The sequence below is a fragment of the Methylobacterium brachythecii genome (genome assembly GCF_014196345.1).
GTDB lineage: Bacteria > Pseudomonadota > Alphaproteobacteria > Rhizobiales > Beijerinckiaceae > Methylobacterium > Methylobacterium brachythecii.
The window spans coordinates 460,189-478,968 of sequence record NZ_JACIDN010000002.1; the positions used below are offsets into that span (position 1 = coordinate 460,189).

Annotated in this window: 18 protein-coding genes and 1 tRNA gene; 6 read left to right on the forward strand and 13 right to left on the reverse strand. The window is 68.0% G+C overall.

What is annotated here, in order from left to right; translation table 11 throughout:
* Position 1: 1 nt before the first annotated feature.
* The 9 genes from nadA to fliL all read right to left on the reverse strand — a co-directional run bounded on the left by nadA (position 2) and on the right by fliL (position 8,769).
* The gene (gene nadA / locus GGR33_RS06220) at positions 2-1,045 is read right to left on the reverse strand and encodes a quinolinate synthase NadA (protein WP_183502968.1); all 1,044 of its coding nucleotides are present in this window, start codon (positions 1,043-1,045) and stop codon (positions 2-4) included.
* A 219-nt stretch (positions 1,046-1,264) separates the two neighbouring features.
* Positions 1,265-3,001: a PAS domain-containing sensor histidine kinase gene (locus GGR33_RS06225; RefSeq protein WP_183502970.1), complete on the reverse strand. Its 1,737-nt coding sequence runs from the start codon at positions 2,999-3,001 to the stop codon at positions 1,265-1,267.
* Entirely contained in the window at positions 2,985-3,317 is a 333-nt protein-coding gene (locus tag GGR33_RS06230; protein ID WP_246412868.1) for a circadian clock KaiB family protein, read from the reverse strand. Before GGR33_RS06230 ends, GGR33_RS06225 begins: the two co-directional genes overlap by 17 nt.
* A complete protein-coding gene (locus GGR33_RS06235; RefSeq protein WP_246412900.1) occupies positions 3,314-3,634 on the reverse strand; it encodes a circadian clock KaiB family protein in 321 nt (106 codons plus the stop codon). Before GGR33_RS06235 ends, GGR33_RS06230 begins: the two co-directional genes overlap by 4 nt.
* 14 nt (positions 3,635-3,648) lie before the next feature.
* Complete coding sequence (gene kaiC, locus GGR33_RS06240) at positions 3,649-5,337, reverse strand: circadian clock protein KaiC (RefSeq protein WP_183502974.1); 1,689 nt, start codon at positions 5,335-5,337, stop codon at positions 3,649-3,651.
* Positions 5,338-5,645: 308 nt separating this feature from the next.
* Positions 5,646-6,482: a MotE family protein gene (locus GGR33_RS06245; RefSeq protein WP_183502976.1), complete on the reverse strand. Its 837-nt coding sequence runs from the start codon at positions 6,480-6,482 to the stop codon at positions 5,646-5,648.
* The gene (locus GGR33_RS06250) at positions 6,479-6,964 is read right to left on the reverse strand and encodes a DUF6468 domain-containing protein (RefSeq protein ID WP_183502978.1); all 486 of its coding nucleotides are present in this window, start codon (positions 6,962-6,964) and stop codon (positions 6,479-6,481) included. The genes GGR33_RS06245 and GGR33_RS06250 overlap by 4 nt, the downstream gene beginning before the upstream one ends.
* Positions 6,965-6,970: 6 nt before the next feature.
* Entirely contained in the window at positions 6,971-8,182 is a 1,212-nt protein-coding gene (gene fliM, locus GGR33_RS06255) for a flagellar motor switch protein FliM (protein WP_183502980.1), read from the reverse strand.
* Positions 8,183-8,217: 35 nt separating this feature from the next.
* Positions 8,218-8,769 (reverse strand): flagellar basal body-associated protein FliL, encoded by a 552-nt coding sequence (fliL, locus tag GGR33_RS06260; RefSeq protein WP_183502982.1) that lies wholly within the window; start codon positions 8,767-8,769, stop codon positions 8,218-8,220.
* A gap of 273 nt (positions 8,770-9,042) precedes the next feature.
* On the opposite strand from fliL, the gene flgF reads away from it, so the two are divergent.
* The 4 genes from flgF to flgH are packed head-to-tail and all read left to right on the forward strand — an operon-like array spanning position 9,043 to position 12,448.
* Positions 9,043-9,783 (forward strand): flagellar basal-body rod protein FlgF, encoded by a 741-nt coding sequence (flgF, locus tag GGR33_RS06265; RefSeq protein WP_183502984.1) that lies wholly within the window; start codon positions 9,043-9,045, stop codon positions 9,781-9,783.
* Positions 9,784-9,808: 25 nt separating this feature from the next.
* On the forward strand, positions 9,809-10,600 hold the full coding sequence (gene flgG, locus GGR33_RS06270; RefSeq protein ID WP_183502986.1) for a flagellar basal-body rod protein FlgG: 792 nt from the start codon (positions 9,809-9,811) through the stop codon (positions 10,598-10,600).
* Between the two features lie 14 nt (positions 10,601-10,614).
* On the forward strand, positions 10,615-11,667 hold the full coding sequence (gene flgA, locus GGR33_RS06275) for a flagellar basal body P-ring formation chaperone FlgA (RefSeq protein ID WP_183502988.1): 1,053 nt from the start codon (positions 10,615-10,617) through the stop codon (positions 11,665-11,667).
* 34 nt (positions 11,668-11,701) lie between these two features.
* On the forward strand, positions 11,702-12,448 hold the full coding sequence (gene flgH / locus GGR33_RS06280) for a flagellar basal body L-ring protein FlgH (RefSeq protein ID WP_183502990.1): 747 nt from the start codon (positions 11,702-11,704) through the stop codon (positions 12,446-12,448).
* Between the two features lie 12 nt (positions 12,449-12,460).
* Here the strand turns inward: flgH and GGR33_RS06285 are convergent, their stop codons facing one another.
* Complete coding sequence (locus GGR33_RS06285) at positions 12,461-13,219, reverse strand: hypothetical protein (protein ID WP_246412869.1); 759 nt, start codon at positions 13,217-13,219, stop codon at positions 12,461-12,463.
* A gap of 20 nt (positions 13,220-13,239) precedes the next feature.
* Complete coding sequence (locus GGR33_RS06290) at positions 13,240-13,872, reverse strand: 2OG-Fe(II) oxygenase (RefSeq protein ID WP_183502992.1); 633 nt, start codon at positions 13,870-13,872, stop codon at positions 13,240-13,242.
* 209 nt (positions 13,873-14,081) lie between these two features.
* Here GGR33_RS06290 and GGR33_RS06295 point away from each other — a divergent pair, with 209 nt between their 5' ends.
* Both GGR33_RS06295 and GGR33_RS06300 read left to right on the forward strand, forming a co-directional pair.
* The gene (locus tag GGR33_RS06295; protein WP_183502994.1) at positions 14,082-14,387 is read left to right on the forward strand and encodes a hypothetical protein; all 306 of its coding nucleotides are present in this window, start codon (positions 14,082-14,084) and stop codon (positions 14,385-14,387) included.
* Positions 14,388-14,608: 221 nt separating this feature from the next.
* Positions 14,609-16,723, forward strand: coding sequence for an ABC transporter ATP-binding protein/permease (locus tag GGR33_RS06300; protein ID WP_183502996.1), 2,115 nt, complete (start codon positions 14,609-14,611; stop codon positions 16,721-16,723).
* A 247-nt stretch (positions 16,724-16,970) separates the two neighbouring features.
* Here GGR33_RS06300 and GGR33_RS06305 read toward each other — a convergent pair.
* Together GGR33_RS06305 and GGR33_RS06310 are read right to left on the reverse strand one after the other, a co-directional pair.
* A tRNA-Ser gene (locus GGR33_RS06305) sits at positions 16,971-17,063 on the reverse strand.
* A gap of 126 nt (positions 17,064-17,189) precedes the next feature.
* Complete coding sequence (locus GGR33_RS06310) at positions 17,190-18,719, reverse strand: class I adenylate-forming enzyme family protein (protein WP_183502998.1); 1,530 nt, start codon at positions 18,717-18,719, stop codon at positions 17,190-17,192.
* Positions 18,720-18,780: the final 61 nt, after the last annotated feature.

Sequence of the window (18,780 nt, forward strand, 5' to 3'; positions counted from 1 at the left end):
GTCAGGCCTTCGGAACGGGCGAGACCACGGGAGTCGGCTTCACCGCGAGCATGCGCTCGACGGCGAGCCGCGCACGGTCGGCAAGCGCCGGCTCGACGGTGACCTCGTGGGTCATCGTCTCCAGGGCGCGCCGGATGTTGGAGAGCGACATCCGCTTCATGTGCGGGCACATGTTGCAGGGCTTGATGAACTCGATATCCGGGTTCGCCACGGCGATGTTGTCGGCCATCGAGCACTCGGTCACCAGCACGACCTGCGACGGGCGTTTCTCGGTGACGAAGTTCATCATCATCGCGGTGGAGCCCGAGAAGTCGGAGGCCTCGACCACCTCCGGCGGGCATTCCGGATGGGCGATCACGGTAACGCCGGGATAGCTGTCGCGCACCGCGGCGATGTCGTCGGGCGTGAAACGCTCGTGGACCTCGCAATGGCCCGCCCAGGTCAGCATCTCGACCTCGGGCACCTGCTGCTGGACGTTGCGGGCCAGGAACTCGTCCGGGATCATCAGCACGCGCGGCACGCCGAGCGCCCGCACGACGTCGGCCGCGTTGCCGGACGTGCAGCAGACGTCCGACTCGGCCTTCACCGCGGCGGAGGTGTTCACGTAGGTGACCACCGGCACGCCCGGATACTTCGCCTTGAGCGCACGCACGTCGGCGGCCGTGATCGAATCCGCGAGCGAGCAGCCGGCGCCCATATCCGGGATCAAGACGGTCTTTTCCGGGTTCAGGAGCTTGGCCGTCTCGGCCATGAAGTGCACGCCGGCCAGCACGATCACGTCGGCATCCACCGTGACCGCCTCGCGGGCGAGCGCCAGGCTGTCGCCGACGATGTCCGCCACCGTGTGGAAGATCTCCGGGGCCTGATAATTGTGCGCGAGGATCACGGCGTTGCGCTCGCGCTTCAGCCGGAGAATCGCCTCGATATCGGGCGCGAGCGCCGGCCATTCGATCGCCGGCACATGCCGGCTGACCCGGGCATATAGATCGGGAAGCGGCAGACCGTCGAAGCGGGTGTCCCGCTGCAAGGCTGAGGTCGCTGCCATGGCACGCTCCTTTATGCTCATAATGAGCATTGTGCCGCCTAAGTTAGGAGCGAGTCTGTGGCTTGTCCAGATATGCTGAGAGTGAGCATATCGTTTTTGCGACGCGAAAGTCTGATGCAGCGCAACACGATCGGCCGAGGTTTCTGGGGGTGTCCGAAGGAGCAAACCTCGCGCACGCGCCGACACGAGACACGGCGATCGTGCCTGATTATCGCCGGTTCACTTCCGCGTGGCCTTGCGAAACACGCGCGAGAGATCTTCGACCGCATAGGGCTTTCGCAACAACTCGAAACCCTGCGGTCCCTCTTCCGCCAGAACGTGGCTGTAACCGCTCGTGAGGACCACCGGCAGGCTCGGATAGAGCTTGCGGATCTCGCGAGCCATCTCGACACCGTTCATACCGGGCATCACCACGTCGGAGAAGACCACGTCGAACTGCGTCACGTCTTCGGCGAGCAGCAGCAGCGCTTCGGAGGCGCGGCCGGCCCAGGTCGTGGCATAGCCGAGATCCTGCAGGAGCTGTGTCGAGAAGGCGCCGACGTCCGGGTTGTCCTCGACGACGAGAACGCGACGGCCGCCGCCGGTGTCGCGCTGGATGCCACGGATCGAGGGGACCGCGCGTTCGCCGGTCCTGGCCTCGACCTGCGGCAGGTAGATCGTGAAGGTCGCGCCCTGGCCGACTTCGCTCTGCACCTCGACGTTTCCGCCCGACTGCTTGGCGAATCCGAAGACCTGCGAGAGGCCGAGGCCTGTGCCCTTACCGACTTCCTTGGTGGTGTAGAACGGCTCGAAGATGTGCGCGATCCGCTCAGGCGCGATGCCCGTGCCGGTATCGGTGACGGAGACGGCGACATAGGGCGAGGTATCGCCGTGATGCGTCCGGATCGCCGGCAGCTCCGCGCCGCAATGGACACGAAGCTCCAGGCGGCCCTCGCCGTCCATCGCATCGCGGGCATTGACGGCGAGGTTCACGAGCGCCGTCTCGAACTGGCTGATGTCGGCCTCGATGTAGCAGGGCAGCTCGTGCAGAATCCGCTCGATGCGGATGCGCGCGCCGACGATGGTGCCGAGCATCTCGGTGATGCGCTCGACGCGATCGTTGACGTCGAAGACCTCTGCCTTGAGCGACTGGCGCCGGGCGAAGGCGAGGAGTTGGCCGGTGAGGCGGGCGGCGCGGTCGACCGTGTCGGCGATGGCGTCGACGTAGCGGCGGCGGCGCTCGTCCGCGAGGTCGGGCCGGCGCAGCAGGTCGGTGGACGACTTGATGATGGTCAGGAGGTTGTTGAAGTCGTGGGCGATGCCGCCAGTGAGCTGGCCCACGGCCTCCATCTTCTGCGCCTGGCGTAGGGCATCCTCCATGCGCTCGCGTTCCTCGCTCTGCGCCTCCAGCCGGGCGTTGGCGTCGGCCAGCTCGCGCACGCGGCTGCGCTGCTCGGTGAGGTCGGTGATGATGCCGCAGAGCAGCGGCGCGGTATCGGTGCGCTCCAGGAGGCTGAGCGAGACGTTGGCCGGAACGCTGCCGCCGCCGGCCGTCTGGAGAGACAACTCGCCGCGGGCGCTCCCCTCAGAGGCCTCGCGCAGCAGCCGCGACAGCACGGGAGCATCGTCTCCGGCGATGAAGGCGTGAAGCGGCTGGCCGATGAGCCGTTCCTGGCGCAGGCCGAGCATCTCGGTCATGCGCCGGTTGCTATAGAGGATGGTGCCGTCGGCTCCGAGCGTCACCGCGCCTTCCTGGATCTGCTCGATCAGGACGCGATAGGGCCGGTCGGCATTCTCCAGCGTGTAGATCTGATTGCGGTTGTCCGGCCCCTGCACGACCACGGCGTCGAAATCGCCGCTACGCAGGGCGGCGAGCGTGTCCTCGCTCTCCTCCAGCCGCGCTTCGAGCTCGGCGATCCGCGCGCGGTCCGCCTCGGCGGAGCGCTGAGCCGTCTCGGGATCAGGCACCGTGCTCATCGGTGGGCTCGCGGGATGGGATGATGCCGAGCCCGCGCAGCACGCGCGGCTCGTCCGAGAGGTCGCCAATGATCTGGCGTTGCGGAAGCGGCGACAGTCTCAGCAAGGTGGGCGCCGCGACAACCCGGTTCGCCTCGGCCAGTTCCGCCTGCTGATAGATGTCGATCACCTCGATATCGACGTTCGGGCCGATATGCCGGTCGCAGATTCGGCGCAGGTTCTCGATCGTACGACGGGAGCGCGGCGTGGAGCCGGCGATGAACAGGCGCAGGCGATACTGCGTCGACCCGGGCGCGGATGGCCCGCCGTCGGTCAAGGTGAATCTTTCGCGCGGATGTCGAGGCCGACGAGGACCTTCTCTGTATTGGAGAGGTCGCCGATGATGCGCTTGAGCGGCTCCGGCAGCCGGCGCACCAGCGTCGGCACGGCGAGAATCTGATCACCGGCGGCGAGCTGCGGGTTCTTCAGGAGATCGATGACCTCGATCTCGTAGCGACCGGCGAGATGTTCCTCGCAGACCTTCTTGAGGTTCGCCATCGCGGTGAGCGACTTGATGGTCTGCCCGGCGACGTAGAGGCGAAGATGGTAGTGTCCCGGCGCGAGGTCGGCATCCGCGTTCGGATCGGTCGCCATAGTGGTGCTCTCGCTCATTCCGCCGCACCTCGTCGGCCTGCGAGCGCCGCGCGCTCGTCGGCGAGCAGCGACTCGCGCGTTTCGTCCTCGCCGATCAGCACCTGCTCTTCCTCTTCGGCAACGTCCAGGCTGGCACGCAACTCCGCGATCTGGCGCTCGATGCTCTGGCGTCGGCGCACCACCTCGCGCTTGCGGCGCTCCGAATCCTGCCGGCGCCGAAGCGTCGCGGCCTGCTCCTCAGCTTCCTGGACGAGACGGGCGGTGCCGGTCAGCACGCCGGCCGGCCCGACATAGGCGTCGACGAGCTTCACGCCCTTGGCCGACATCTGGAACTCGCGGACCTGGTTGGAGTGGCTCATGCCGCGCGCCTTGATGACGTAGAGCGTGCGGGTACGCTCGCCATTGGCGTCGATGTCCTGCAGCTTGACCCAGACATCCATTAGCGACGACAGGCCGAGATCGCCGACCTGATCGAACGAACCGTCCGTGCGCAGACTGGTGAACACCGCCGTGATGCCGCGGCCTTTCAGCATATCGACCATGCGCAGCAGCGTCGCCTGCAACTCGTTGGCCGGCCCGCGCAGGGCCGAGACCGGATCGATCACAACGATCGACGGCTTGAACCGTTCGACGTCGCGATTCATCCGCGCGAGGTGCATCTCGAGCCCATAGAGCGACGGCCGTGCCGCCTCGAAACGCAACAGCCCTGCATCGAGATGCGGCTTGAGGTCGAGCCCGACCGAGAGGGCGTTGCGGCAGATCTGAGAGCCGCTCTCCTCGAAGACGAAGGCCATGCAGCGCTCGCCGCGCCGACAGGCCGCATCCAGCAGATGCGTGGCGATGGTGGTCTTGCCGGTGCCGGCGACGCCCGAAATCAGCACGCTCGATCCGCGATAGAACCCGCCCGGCCCGAGCATCGCGTCGAGCCCCGGTATTCCCGTCGAGATCACCTCGGTCGAGGCGCCGTAATCGAGATCGGCCGAGGTCACGGGAAGGACGCTGATGCCCTCCTCGTCGATGAGGAACGGGTATTCGTTGGTGCCGTGCGCCGAGCCGCGATACTTCACGACGCGCAGGCGCCGCGTCGTAATCTGATCCTCGACCCGGTTGTCGAGCAGGATCACGCAATCGGAGACGTATTCCTCCAGGCCCTGCCGGGTGAGCTGGCCCTCGCCGCGCTCGCCTGTGATGACGGCGGTGAGCCCGCGCTCCTTCAGCCAGCCAAACAGTCGGCGCAGCTCCGCGCGCAGGACGGCGGCATCGGTGAGGCCGGCGAACAGCGTCTCGATGGTATCGAGCACCACGCGCTTGGCGCCGATCGATTCCACCGCGTAGGCGAGGCGGATGAACAGGCCTTCGAGGTCGTACTCGCCCGATTCCTCGATCTCGCTACGCTCGACACGGACGTGGTCGATGGCGAGCTTCTTCTCCGCGACCAGCCGGTCGAGGTCGTAGCCGAGGGAGGCGACGTTGGCGATGAGGTCCTCGGCGCGCTCCTCGAAGCTCATGAAGACGCCGGGCTCGTCGAACAACGTCGCGCCGTTGACCAGGAAGGTGGCTGCGAACAGCGTCTTGCCGCAACCAGCCGCGCCGCAGACCAGCGACGGCCGGCCCGCGGGCAGGCCCCCATAGGTGACGTCGTCGAATCCGGAGATGCCGGTCAGCGCTTTCGCCAGCTCGCGCGGCGAGGACTCGGGTAGCACGCTTCGTTCTTCCTTCTCGGCGTCAGCCCAGCGCGACCAGCGTCAGCCCCGGATGAAGGCAGCGCTATCCCAATCGGCTCACTAGCGCAAAATCATGTTGTGCATTTCACCATTTCGGGCGGCCGCTTCGGAAGATGGTTGAGTTGGCCGAACGCCCGGGTTGGGCGCAATGCTGCCGGAGTAGCGGCAGAACGCATGTCCGCTGTCGGGAACCGCGCGACCGGACTTGTACGGCTGGCGAGGGCCGAAAACAGGCCCGAACCTCGGGTACCACGCGTCAGATCTCGACCAATAAAATCCTGCCTGCCCTATCGCGCAGGCTGTCCGGGATCGAGGGCCGGCAGTTCGTTCGCCGGAAGGCCGCCGGCATTGGCCTGCTGCGTCGGCGTCCCGTCGATGCCGCGGGCGCGGTTGGCCAGGGCCACGGTCAGCTTCTCGGCCGGCTCGGCGCCCATCACTGCCAGGACCTCGGCCATCTTGCGGGGGTTCATCGCCAGCACGATCGGCACCAGCACGTCGAGCCCGAGCCGGTCGAAGACCCGGGCGGCGTCCTTCGGCTTCATCGTCTCGTACATGGTGACGATGCTCTTGAGCCCCGCGCGCTCGGCTTCGGCCTTCTTGGTCCCACCGAGATCGGCCTTGTCTTCGGCCTGCTGCAGGGTGCTGACGCCGGTCTCAAGCTTCTTCTCCGCCTCGCCGAGCATCTTTTCGCGAAGGTCGAGCTCGTCGGCGCGCTGCTTGAGGGTGTCGCGGCGGTTCGCGAGCTTTTCGAGGATGGCGCGCTCGGTCGGCGAGACCGGCTCCTTCACGGCGGGCTGATAGACCGGCGGCTCGGCCGGCTTGGCGGCCTCGGCGGGCTTGTCCTTCGGCGTGATCGAACCCGTGGTCGTCGGGTCCGGCAGCTCGTAGTCGGTGCGGGCGTTGGCGATGGCGCGGGCGAAGTCGGGCAGCGGCGGGGCCGACGAGGCGCCGTCGCCGATCATCGCGACCAGTTTCAGGACGAGCAGGCCGACCGCCGCCATGGTGACGGCATCGATCAGGCGCAGGCGGAACGGCCGCTCGGGCAGCTGCGCCAGAACGGTGAGCCGACGGCGCGGCTTGGCCTTCGCGGGCTGCGCTTTGGCTGGCGCCGTCTTCGTGCTCATGCGGCCTTGGCCCGGAGCCGGTCGAGGGCGCGCTCGGACATGGCGTGGGCGGCGGCCAGCGCCACGTCGAGCCGCTCGCTGGTGGAAACCGCGCGCGGCGCGGCGGGCTTCGTCGCCACGAGGACCGGCTCGGCCTCGCGGCGCGCGGCGGGACGTCCGGCCTGGGACACGATGGCGCCGATCCGCGCGATCACGCTCTCGCCGGCCTCGACCTGCGCTTCGAGCTGAAGCGCGCTGCGCTCGGCGGAGCCGAGGCGCTCGGTGAGGCCGCGGTCGCATTCGTCGAGGGCAGCGCGCAGGCCGGCAATGGCGCGCTCGGCCGCCGCGCTGGCGGTGACGAGGTCGCCGATGGTGCGGCGCATGGCCGGCTCATCGGCCTTCATCGCGGTGATCCGGCGCGACAGCTTCACCGAGGTGAGGATCGTCGCCACGAGCAGGATCGCGACGAGGGCGTCGGCGGCGAGGGTGATGAAGAGCGACATGACCAATCAGCCGTCGGTTCGGTTGGAGGTGGCGGCCTCGAAAGCCTGCAGCGTCGTGCGGGAACGGCGCAGTGGCCGCGCCACCTGGACGGCGATGTTGTCGTCGATCCGCCCGATCCGGCCCTGCGTCAGCGCCCAATCGCCGCAGCGCACGGTGATCAGGTCGGAGGCCTTCTGCTCGAACATGATGGTGTCGCCGACCTTCAGCGCCATGACCTTGCGCAGCGGCATGGTCATCTCGTGCAGCACGGCGTCCATGCCGACGTCGGCCTGCCAGATCTCGGTGGCGAGGTGGCTTTCCCAGACGTGGTCGCGGCCGAGCTTCTCGCCCATGAAGCTCTGCATGAGCAGTTCACGGATCGGCTCGATGGTCGCGTAGGGGAACAGGATCTGGAGGCCGCCGCCGCGGCCGTCCATGTCGAGCTTCAGGTTGATCAGGATCGCGGCGTTGGCCGGCCGCGTGATCGTGGCGAAGCGCGGGTTGGTCTCGATCCGGTCGATCGAGAACCGCACCGGCGAGAGCGGCTGGAACGAGGCTTCGAGGTCGGTCAGAATGATCTCGACGAGCCGGCGCACCAGGCTCATCTCGATCGTCGTGAAGGGCCGGCCGTCGAGGCGCGTCGCCGAGCCACCGCGCTTGCCGCCGAGCAGCAGGTCGAGGGTGGAGTAGGCCAGCGTCTGCTCGACGGTGACCAGGCCCGAATTCTCCCAGGTATCCGCCTTGAACACGCCGAGCAGCGTCGGAAGCGGGATCGCGTTCAGGTAGTCGCCGAAGCGGACCGAGGTGATGCCGTCGAGGGAGACTTCGACGTTGTCCTGGAAGAAGTTGCGCAGGCTCGTCGACAACAACCGGATCATCCGGTCGAAGACGATTTCCAGCATCGGCAGGCGTTCGTACTGGACGACGCCCGAATCCACGATGGCGCGCACGCCACCGGCGCCCGAGGCCGATAGCTCGCGGAGGCTGAAGCCGAGGACCGCGTCGATCTCGTCCTGGACGAGGATGCGGTCGTTGCCGGCGAGCTCGGGGAGGTTCTCGGTCTCCCCGTCCTCGATCATCGTCGCCCATTCGGCGGCGACGTCACCCGTGTTGTTGGTGGTGCCCTGCTCGGCGAGGGCCGCGCCCCATTCCTCGGCCAGCGAGGAATCGCCGCCGCCGCTCTCGTTCTGCTCGATGAGCGCGGCCGCCCAGTCGTCTTCTTCGGGTTCGTCGGCCATCGTCGTGTCGATCGCTTCTGTGGCGTCTGGCCGGGTTACTGGACGACGACGTCCTTGAAGAGCACCGCCTCGGCTTTGGCCGGGTGGATCGCGACGTTGACGCGCCGCAGCAGCTCTTCACGGAGACGGTAGAGGCCGGCCGAGCCGGCGATGTCGGAGGCGCGTAGCTCGCGCATGTAGGTCTGGAAGGTGTCCTCGACGCGCGGCAGCAGCGGCTTCACTTCGGCCTCGACGAGGCCGTTCTTCAATTCGAGGGCGACCTTCAGCTTGAGATAGCCGCCCTTCGACTGGCCGGGCTCGGGGGTGAGGTTCACGATGAGGTCGCGCACCTCCAGGAAAGCCACGGCCATCTTCGGCGCGGCTGCGCCATGTCCACCGCCGCCCTCGGCCGCGGGCGCGCCATGCGCATCGGCCTGCTCGCCGGAGGCCGCGGCCGGCTTCTTCATCATGAAGTAGCCGCCGCCGCCGCCCCCGAGCAGCAGCACGGCGGCGGCGGCAGCAATGATGATCAGCTTCTTCTTGGATTTCGGGGCCTCGGCGGCTGCGCCATCTTCGCCTTCGGGCGCCTTCTTGGGCTTCTTGGCCATGCCGGACGCTCCTGAACCGCACCGCGCGACGATACACGGATCGCGATCAGCGACCCTCTTGCGCCGAGCTTTTGCCGATCGTGGTTAACGCGCGATTAAGTACGGCAAAATCTGCCGAGTCGGACTTGCCGACGGCAGGCCGCGCATGAGGGCCCGCTGGGCCTGCCGTACCGTTAACCATCTAAGCTTCAAGGGAAAAACGAAAAATCCTCACCTGGCACGGCTTCTGCGGAGATGGTCCCGTACCGCTTTTCGGTCGAGGCCCTGAGATCCATGCAGAACGCGCTCTTCGTCGGTGTCTCCTCCCAGATGGCCCTCGCCCGCGAACTCGACGTGATCGCCAACAACATGGCGAACGTCTCGACCACCGGGTTCAAGGCCCGCAGCGCCCGCTTCGAGGAATACCTGATGCCGACGGCCTCGGCCGACAGCTTCATGGGCTCCGACCGCCGCGTTTCCTACGTCGTCGACCAGGGCACGCCGCTCGACCTCAGCCAGGGCCCGATCGAGCCGGACGGCAACCCGATGCACGTCGCCGTGCGCGGCGAGGCCTTCCTCGTGGTGAAGACCCCGGCCGGCAATCGCTTCACCCGCAACGGCGCCTTCGAGATCGATGCCAAGGGCACGCTGGTCAATTCCGACGGCTACGCCGTGCAGGGTGATGGCGGCCCGATCAGCATCAGCCAGCAGGAGACCGGCCTGGCCATCGCGCCGGACGGCACGGTCTCGACCAATCTCGGCGTTCGCGGGCGGATCAAGCTCGTGACCTTCAAGAACCCGCGCGGCCTCAAGAACGAGGGCGCGAACATCTACTCCTCGACCGAGCAGCCCCGGGCCGCCGGCCTCGACGGCCGCGTGGAGCCCGGTGCGCTGGAGAAGTCGAACGTCAAGCCCGTGCTCGAGATGACCCGGCTGATGGACGTGAACCGCACCTACACGACGGTGTCGAGCATCATCTCCCGCCTCGACGATCTGCGCGGCACGGCGATCCGCCGTCTCGCCGACGTCGCCTGAACGATAGCGCGAAGGAGCCCACGCGATGCGCGCCCTCTACTCCGCCGCCACCGGCATGGCGGCCCAGGAACTCAACGTCCAGGTCATCTCCAACAACATCGCGAACTTGCGCACCACCGGCTACAAGCGCCAGCAGGTGCACTTCCAGGATCTGCTCTACCAGAACCTGCGCCGCGCCGGCTCCTCGACCTCGGACCAGAACACCACCCTGCCGGCGGGCCTCGCCCTCGGCTCGGGCGTGAAGACCACCTCGACGGCCCGCGCCATGGGCCAGGGCACGCTGACCTCGACGGAAAAGGACTACGACGTCGCCATCCGCGGCGAGGGCCTGTTCCGCATCCGCATGCCGGATGGGACCTTCGGCTACACCCGCGACGGCTCCTTCGACCTCGACGCCCAGGGCAACATGGTCAGCCGCGACGGCTACCTGCTCGACCCCTCGATCACCGTGCCCAATACCGCGACCTCGGTGACGATCTCGGCCTCCGGCACGGTCCAGGCGACCCTGCCGGGCCAGACCGCCCCGCAGACCCTCGGCCAGTTCCAGCTTGCGCGCTTCGTCAACAAGGTCGGCCTCGAATCGATCGGCGACAACCTGTTCAAGGAGACCGCTGCCTCCGGCCCGGCCATCACTGGCCTGCCCGGCTCCGAGGGCTTCGGCAACCTGCAGCAGAGCTACCTCGAAGAGGCGAACGTGAACGCCGTCACCGAAATCTCGTCCCTGATCGCCGCGCAGCGCGCCTACGAGATGAACTCGAAGGTCGTCACGGCGGCCGACCAGATGCTCTCCACCACCTCCCAGATGTTCCGCGGCTGAAGGCCCTGATCCCGATGCAGCCCTTGAAACCGCTTCGCCAGACATCCCTCCGCAGCGCGCCTGTCCCGACACCCGGAATGATCGTTCGCGTCGTGCTCGCCGTCTCGGCCCTCGTCGCCGTCTCGCTCGCCTTTCCGTCGCTGGCCCGCGCCGACACGCTGCGCCTGCGCGGCGATATCACTGCCAAAAGCGACGTCCTGACCCTCGGCGACCTCGTCGAGAACGCGCCGGCCGCACTCAGCGGCCGCCCGATGTTCCGCGCGCCAGCCCTCGGGACCTCCGGGACTATCCAGACCCGGCGCATCGCCGAGTCCGTCGACCGGCTCGATCTCGGCAACATCGACACCGGCGGTCGCAGCCAGATTCAGGTCCAGCGCGCGGCTCGCCGCGTCGGGGCGCCGGAGATCGAGGCCGCGCTCAAGCGGGTGCTCGCCACGACCATGGGACTCGATGCCGGAAACCTCTCGGTCCGCCTCGACGGCGAGGCGACCCTGTTCGCGCCGCTCAGCCTCGACGGGCAGGCCAACGCTCTCGACGTCACCTACGATGCGCGTTCGCACCGGATCGCCGGCCTAATCGTGCTCGGCGAACGCCAGGCCTCGCTGCGCGTCACCGGACAGGTTTACGAGACCCGCGAGGTCGCGGTGCTCACCCGTTCGCTCAACCGTGGCGATGCCGTCTCGCAGGGCGACATCGCCCTGGAGCGGCGTCCGCGCGACGCCCTCGGCGGCGATGCACTCGGCAATGGCAGCTCGCTGATCGGACAGGTCGCGCAGCGCTCGCTCAGCGCCAACGCTGTACTACGGGCCGGCGACGTGGCGCCGCCGGATCTCGTCCAGCGGGGCGATGCCGTCGCCATCGTCTTCGAGATGCCGGGCGTCTCGCTGTCGATGACCGGGATCGCGAACGAGACCGGTCGGCTCGGTGCCGCCGTCTCCGTGACCAACCCTGCCTCCAAGAAGACGCTTCAGGCCACGGTGATCGGTCCCGGCCGGGTCTCGGTGAGCCCGATCCGCTCGCAGCCCATCGTGCAGGCGAGCGCTTCTGCCGCGCCGCGCGTGAACTGAACCCGTCCCTGTCTCGTCAGAGCGGCCCTCCTCCATGACCCTCCGCGCTTCCCATCTCTTCGCGCTGGCGATCAGCTGCGCCGGCCTCGGCGCCTGCAACACGGCCGACCGCCTCTCGCAGATCGGCGCCCAGCCGAACCTCACGGCGATCGAGGACCCGACCTCGCAGCCGGGCTACAAGCCTGTGCGCCTGCCGATGCCCGACGTGCAGCCGGTCTCCTACGCCCCGAATTCGCTGTGGCGGACCGGCTCGCGCGCCTTCTTCAAGGACCAGCGCGCCGCCCGGATCGGCGACATCCTGACCGTGAAGGTCAACGTCACCGACAAGGCCAACCTCAACAACGAGACCAAGCGGACCCGCGCCAATTCCGAGGGCTTCGGCCTGCCCAACGCGTTCGGCCTCGAGAAGGCCGCGGGGGTAGCTGCGGCCGGCATCAGCGCCGACAAGCTCCTGAACGCGACCTCGACCTCGTCGAGCGATGGCGCGGGCTCGGTCCAGCGAGCGGAGACGGTGACCACGAACGTCGCCGGCATCGTCACGCAGGTGCTGCCGAACGGGAATCTCGTCATCGAGGGCAAGCAGGAGATCCGCATCAACTTCGAGGTGCGCGAACTCATCGTCGCCGGCGTGGTGCGCCCAGAAGACATCGAGTCCGACAACACCATCGATTCCACGAAGATCGCGCAGGCCCGCATCGCCTATGGCGGCCGCGGCCAGATCACCGACGTGCAGCAGCCGCGCTACGGCCAGCAGATCGTCGACGTGCTGCTGCCGTTCTGACGGCGCGGCGGTTCAGCCGTCGCGGCGACCGCAGCGCACATAGGAGGACGAGCCCTTGGCGCTCGTCCAGATCAGGTGGTCTCCGTCCACGAGCAGGCGCACCTGCGAGGTCCAGTTGCGACCGCGGTCGCTGCAATCGGCAGAGACGGTCCAGGCGACGCCGTCGCGCCGGCCGTTGCGGAAACGGCAGAGCGTGCGGCCGGCCCTGGCGCCTTCCTCGGTGATCGTCGCCGGAATGTAGCCGCGCCGGCGGCTGCGCGAGCCGCAGGCTTGTGCGTTCGGACCCCAGGTCCCGACATAGCCGATGCGCTCGATCGGCAGAGCCGGAGGACGGGGGACGGCGTTCGACGCGGCCGCAACCGGCGCCGGCGTCGGCGTGGGCAGCGGCGTGGCCGAGGGCGACGGAGTGGCGGGAGGCAGTGGCTCGGCCGTCGCATTCGCGACCTTGACGACGCTCGCCGCCGCGGCGGCCGGCTCGACTAGGGCAGCGACCGCCTCGGCCGGCTCCAGCGGGCGGACCTGCGCCTCCTTGGTCCGCGCCGGCTCGGGACGCTCGGCGACCGGCGCGCGATCGGGGGGCGGCGCCGGGCTGTGGCCGTCCTCCATCAGGAACATCACGCTGAAGGTCAGCAGCGCACCCCATCCGGCCGCCAGCAGCAGAGGCACGGCGAGACGGAGGGGGCGCGGCTCGCCGAGGTCGAGCACGGGCGCGACGGGCAGTTCGAGATAGGGCACGACGGGTTCGTCCCTGATCTCGTACGCCACGCTCATATTCGGCCCCTCTGACATCATCAGCGCCCGAAAATGCCCTTCAGGACCTGCGCCATGCCGTTGCGCTTCTTCTTGCGCTCCAGCTCGCTCGCATCCTTGATCCAGGCGACCTGCACGACCCGGCGCTCGCCCTCGAACGGCTCGTGGCCGTGCCAGGAATTGTCGGCGCGCAGGAAGGCGAACATCGTGCCCATGGTCGGCGGCACCTCGACGGCGAAGGGCTCGTAGTTCTTACCGTCGTAGAGCACGCGCAGACGGCCGGCGGCCGGGGCGTCCCACTCGTCGTTCATGTAGACGAGGAGCGTCATCACCTTGGACGGCCCATCCGTGTGGATCGCGCCGTATTTGGGCTGGCTCTTCTTCATGATCGTGGTGAGCCGCGGGCACGACACGAGGTCGATGCCGAACTTCTCGCCGAGCAGGCGGGAGAAGTCGTCGCTCTCGAGCTCGTCGATCAGCGCCTTGAACCGGCCCTTGAGCGCGACCTCGTCGACGGTGAGGTAGCCGGGCTTGGCGATGGCCGGGAAATCCTCCCGGATCTCGGCGACCGCATCCTGGTTCAGGACGCCGTTGCCGAGGAAATAGGTGTAGGGCGAGCGCGAGACGGGGGCTGCGCGCACGGCATCCAGGTTCAGGATCGATAAGCTCGACATGATGAGATCTCGCCCGTTGGGAGCGGCGCGATTCGTTGTTTCTACGGCCGCTTCATCGTTTGTTAAAGGCTTTTCACGCCACAGCGATTCGTTAACTGCGCGAATAAGGCTTCCGCACGGCGGTACGTCAGGCGGCGCCCCTTTTCCAGGCGGGCCGAACCTGCCATGGTCAAGCTTGGGCCGGAATCGTCACGCGGCCCTGTGGCATCATGACCTTCGCTCGCGTCCTCCTGACGAGCACCTTGGCGCTGGCCCAGGTGGCTCCCGCCGCCGCCCAGCAGCGGCTGGCGACCAATCGCATGACCTGCACGGACGCCAAGGCGTTGGTGAAGCAGGACGGCGACGTCGTGCTCGCGACGGGGCCGGGCCTCTCGGAGCGGATCGTGGCCGACCGCGGCTATTGCGAGCTCACGGAAATCGCCGAGCTCCGCTTCGTGCCGACCCGCGACAACCTGCAATGTCCCGTCGGCTACCGCTGCAAGGCGCCCGAATTCGAGGACTGGAACGGAAACTGACCGGCGGCCCGACCGGGCCACGAGGTCGCACCCGAGCGGGCCGGTCCAGGGGCGAACCGACGCTGAAACCCGCCGTCCCCAGGGCGCCGCGGCAAACCTGACCAAAATTTCAGGAGACAGAGGTTGCCCGGCAACACTATGTCGCCACGGGACTTCGGCAGGTGGGCTCCGGCATCGCCGACCCGCCAGAGCCGATACGAGAAATCCTAAGGGAGACCAGCGTGGCCGCACTCAAGAGCGGGCTCGGCATCCAAGCCGTCCTGACCGCCATCGTCGCGCTACTGCTGATCGCGGCGCCGGGCCTGCCCTCGCCGCCGCTCTACGTCTCGCTCGCCGGCTTCGCGATGGCGGGCATCCTGCTCGCCTCCCGAAACATCTCCGCCTACCTGAAGATCTTCATCTCGGTCTACGGCATCGGCTTCCTGTTCCTGGCGCTGGCCAAGCAAGCCGCCGTGCTCGGGCTGCTCCCGCCGGTCCTGGCCGCGCTGCTGCCGCCGGAATTCGCTTCGACGGGTGCCGTCGTCTTCGCGGCGATCGTGCTGGCGATCTCCTATCTGCAGCCGATCCGTGACATCACGCTGATCGCCGACCCCTACTTCGCCACCCGCGATGAGCCGACCCGCGAGATCGGCCCGTTCCGCTTCCTCGGCCGCACCGAGGGCACGCTCGGCCAGCGTCTGGTCGCGCTCTCGATCTTCATCACCTTCGCCCAGGTCGCGCTGCAGTTGCGCCTGAACTTCTGGTACCGCGACCTCTTCAACGCCCTCCAGGAGTACAAGGCCGAGGTCTTCTGGTATCAGTTGATCTGGATCTTCGGGCCGCTCGCGACGGTCTGGGTGATCATCGGCATGCTCGACGTCTTCGTCGATGCCAGCCTGCACATCCGCTGGCGGACCTGGCTCACCAAGAGCCTCTACGAACGCTGGCTCGACGGCGGCACGCATTACCGCATCCCGTTCACCGACGAGCACGCGGACAACCCCGACCAGCGCATCCAGAGCGACGTCAACCTGTTCATCCAGCAGACGACGACGCTCTCGATCCGGCTGCTGTCTCAGGCGGCGACGCTCGTCTCGTTCATGGTCATCCTGTGGAGCCTGTCGCGGGACTTCGTGCTGCCCTTCACCGATACGGTGATCCCGGGCTTCCTGGTCTGGCTGGTGATCGGCTACGCCGTGATCGGCACCTGGCTCACCCACCTCGTCGGCAGACCGCTGATCGGCCTCGACTTCCGCCAGGAGAAGGTCGAGGCGGATTTCCGCTTCTCGCTTGCCCGCTCCCGCATCTACAGCGAGCAGATCGCGCTGCTGCGCGGCGAGCGCGCCGAGACCGTGCGGCTGCGCGGCCTCTTCAACTCGATCATCGAAAACTACCTCGGCATCATCTATCGCCGGATCAAGCTCGGCAGCCTGACGCTGTCCTACAGCCAGATCAGTGTGGTGTTCCCCTACATCCTCGCGGCGCCGTCCTACTTCGCGAAGAAGATCACGCTGGGCCAGTTCCAGCAGACGGCGGATGCCTTCTCGAGCGTGCAGGGCGCATTGTCGTTCTTCATCAGCTCCTACACGACGCTGGCCTCCTACAAGGCCAACACCAACCGTCTCTCCTCCTTCAAGCGCGCCATGACCAAGGCCGAGGCCCTGAGCGGCGCCGGCTACGGCCTCGTCCAGGGTAACGAAAGCAGGGGCGACGTCACGGCCAAGGACCTCGTCCTCGGGCTGCCCGACGGGCGCGAGATCGTCCAAACCGCCGGCTTCGCGCTGCCCAAGGGCGTGGCGACGCTGGTCACCGGCCCCTCGGGCTCGGGCAAGTCGACGCTGTTCCGCGCCATTGCGGGGATCTGGCCTTTCGGCAAAGGCCGGGTAGACGTGCCGGCGGGCCAGTCGGCGTTGCTGTTGCCACAGCGGCCCTACATCCCGCTCGGCACCCTTCGCGGCGCTGTTAGCTATCCGAACACCACCGACCAGTTCTCGGACGACGCGATCCGCGACGCACTCACCGCCGCTCAGCTCCCTCAACTCGCCGACAGCCTCGATCTGGTCGACGCCTGGGACCAGCGCCTTTCCGGCGGAGAGCAGCAGCGCCTCGCCATCGCCCGCGCCATCCTGGCCAAGCCGGACTGGCTCTTCCTCGACGAGTCCACCGCGGCCCTCGACGAGCCGAGCGAGGCCGGCATCTACCGGACGTTGCGTGAGAAGCTGCCGGGCACCACGATCGTCTCGATCGGCCACCGCTCGACGCTGCACGAACTCCACGATGGCCGCATCGACATGCAGCCGGCCAATGACGGCCGCTTCGAGCCGAAACGCCTGCCGGCGCCCGCTGCGGCGGAATAGAGCGTTCCAGACGTCTCCGCACCTCGCCTGCGGCTCGCCAAGCTCGGCGAGCTGCGCAGGATGGGTTTCGGCTGATCAGATCGGTCTGTCCGGGCGCGTCGGCCATCTTCGGGAGAGATGGCCGCGAAGCGGATGGCGGAGACTGCGCCGTCGTTGCCGACAATGGGAGCCGCCGCGCGCAAGACAGGGCTGCACATTCGCACCAACGGCGAAAGCGCAATCTCTACACGGACTTACGAGGATTGAGTGGCGGAGACGGAGGGATTCGAACCCTCGATACCCTTATTAGGGGTATGCTCATTTAGCAAACGAGTGCCTTCAGCCTCTCGGCCACGTCTCCGTTGGTACCGGCTCTAGAAGCTCGCATGGAGTCGGTCAACCCGCCTCGGACGGCTGCCGGAAATGGCGGCACGGCTCAGCGGGTTTTTCGACGCCCCGGCATCGGTGGGTTGAGCACGAAGTCCGGTCAGGCTTGCGTCTCGGCCAAGCGCTTGCGCTGGACTTTGCCGTTGACGGTGCGGGGCAGCGCGTCGAGGAAGCGGATCTCGCGGGGGGTCTTGTAGGCGGCGAGGCGCTCGCCGCACCAAGCGATCAGGGCTTGCGGGTCCTGCGCAGCGCCCGGCGCCAGGACGACGAAGCCGGCGATCACCTTGAGATCGGCACGCACGGCGAGTTCGGCGACCCCGGCCTCGGCGACGTCCGGGTGTTCGATCAGCGCTGCCTCGACCTCGTTCGGCGAGACCCGGTAGCCCATGGCGTTCATCAGGTCGTCGTTGCGGCCGTGGAACCAGAGGTAGCCGTCCGCGTCGAGGCTGGCGAGATCGCCGCCCGTGAACCAATCGCCGCGCAGCACGGCCTCTTCCTCGTCCGGCCGGTTCCAGTAGCCGAGCATCAGGCCCGGCTCGGAGCGGTGCACGGCGAGAAGCCCGGTCTCGCCGGCCCGCAGCGGCACTGGTTCTCCCTCTGCCGGCAGGATCGCGACCCGGCGGCCGGGTTGCGGCTTGCCGGGGGAGCCGGGCCGGACGGGGATCGTCGGACCGCTCGACACGTAGGTCGAGATCTCGCTCATCCCGAGCGCCTCGTAGAGCGGCTTTTTCGTCGTCTCCGTCCACGCGTTCAGCAGGTCGGCCGGCAGCGCCTCGCCGGCAGTAACGCCATGGCGCAATCGCGAGAGGTCGTGCCGCGCGAGGTCGGCGTATTTGAGGATCTGCCGGTAGACGCTCGGCACGGCGGCGAAGATCGTGGCGCCGTGGGCCGCGATCAGGGCCGGCCAGATGCCGCGGTCGCGCGGGCCGTTATAGACGATCGCCGTGGCGCCGCAGGCCCAGGGATCGGTGATGCCGACGCCGAGGGTGTAGGTCCAGTTCATCGCGCCGGCATGCAGCATCACGTCGTGCTCGGTGAGGCCGAGCCAGTGTGCGTGCATTGGGCGGCGGCCCCAAATCGCGCGATGGGCATGCAGCACGCCCTTCGGCGAGCCGGAGGTGCCGGAGGTGTAGACGAGGGTCGCGGGGTCGTCGGCGGCGCTGTCGGCGTAGTCGGCCGCGGGTTCGCCGGCCTTCATCGCCGCGATCTCACCGGGACCGAGCAGGATGCGCTCGCCGAGGCGATCACGGTTGATAACGGCGCCCTCGCCGAGCACGATCGCCGAGGCGCCGGAATCCTCCATCAGGAAAGCCGCCTCGGCCGCGGTCAGCTGCAACGAGGAGGGCAACGCCACCAAGCCGGCGGCGAGCGCCCCGAAATAGACGAGGACGTAGTCGGCTTCGTTGCCCATGCGGATCATCACGCGGGTACCCGGCTCCAGGCCGAGACGCGACAGGCCGCCCGCGATCGCGCGCACCGCGCGATCGGCTTCGGCGAAGCTGAGGCGCTGCACCTCTTGCTCACCGACGACGACCAGGGCCGCTTTGTCGCCGCGGTGACGGGCATTCTCGGCGAGGCAGTAGCGGGCCGCGTTGAAGCGCGGCGGCGGCGCGCGATCGTCGTCGGACACGAGGGTGCGGTTCCGTTGGCTCGAACTGGCTCTCCGGTTGTGTCGGGCGCTCCGAAGCGAG

What these genes read in the sequence shown, in the direction of transcription:
- GGR33_RS06290 (WP_183502992.1), bottom strand. Translation starts at nt 13,872, where the DNA reads ATGTCGAGCTTATCGATCCTGAACCTGGATGCCGTGCGCGCAGCCCCC.
- flgA (WP_183502988.1), top strand. Translation starts at nt 10,615, where the DNA reads ATGCAGCCCTTGAAACCGCTTCGCCAGACATCCCTCCGCAGCGCGCCT.
- GGR33_RS06285 (WP_246412869.1), bottom strand. Translation starts at nt 13,219, where the DNA reads ATGAGCGTGGCGTACGAGATCAGGGACGAACCCGTCGTGCCCTATCTC.
- GGR33_RS06235 (WP_246412900.1), bottom strand. Translation starts at nt 3,634, where the DNA reads ATGGCGACCGATCCGAACGCGGATGCCGACCTCGCGCCGGGACACTAC.
- flgF (WP_183502984.1), top strand. Translation starts at nt 9,043, where the DNA reads ATGCAGAACGCGCTCTTCGTCGGTGTCTCCTCCCAGATGGCCCTCGCC.
- GGR33_RS06245 (WP_183502976.1), bottom strand. Translation starts at nt 6,482, where the DNA reads ATGAGCACGAAGACGGCGCCAGCCAAAGCGCAGCCCGCGAAGGCCAAG.
- GGR33_RS06250 (WP_183502978.1), bottom strand. Translation starts at nt 6,964, where the DNA reads ATGTCGCTCTTCATCACCCTCGCCGCCGACGCCCTCGTCGCGATCCTG.
- nadA (WP_183502968.1), bottom strand. Translation starts at nt 1,045, where the DNA reads ATGGCAGCGACCTCAGCCTTGCAGCGGGACACCCGCTTCGACGGTCTG.
- fliL (WP_183502982.1), bottom strand. Translation starts at nt 8,769, where the DNA reads ATGGCCAAGAAGCCCAAGAAGGCGCCCGAAGGCGAAGATGGCGCAGCC.
- flgH (WP_183502990.1), top strand. Translation starts at nt 11,702, where the DNA reads ATGACCCTCCGCGCTTCCCATCTCTTCGCGCTGGCGATCAGCTGCGCC.
- GGR33_RS06225 (WP_183502970.1), bottom strand. Translation starts at nt 3,001, where the DNA reads ATGAGCACGGTGCCTGATCCCGAGACGGCTCAGCGCTCCGCCGAGGCG.
- fliM (WP_183502980.1), bottom strand. Translation starts at nt 8,182, where the DNA reads ATGGCCGACGAACCCGAAGAAGACGACTGGGCGGCCGCGCTCATCGAG.
- flgG (WP_183502986.1), top strand. Translation starts at nt 9,809, where the DNA reads ATGCGCGCCCTCTACTCCGCCGCCACCGGCATGGCGGCCCAGGAACTC.
- GGR33_RS06295 (WP_183502994.1), top strand. Translation starts at nt 14,082, where the DNA reads ATGACCTTCGCTCGCGTCCTCCTGACGAGCACCTTGGCGCTGGCCCAG.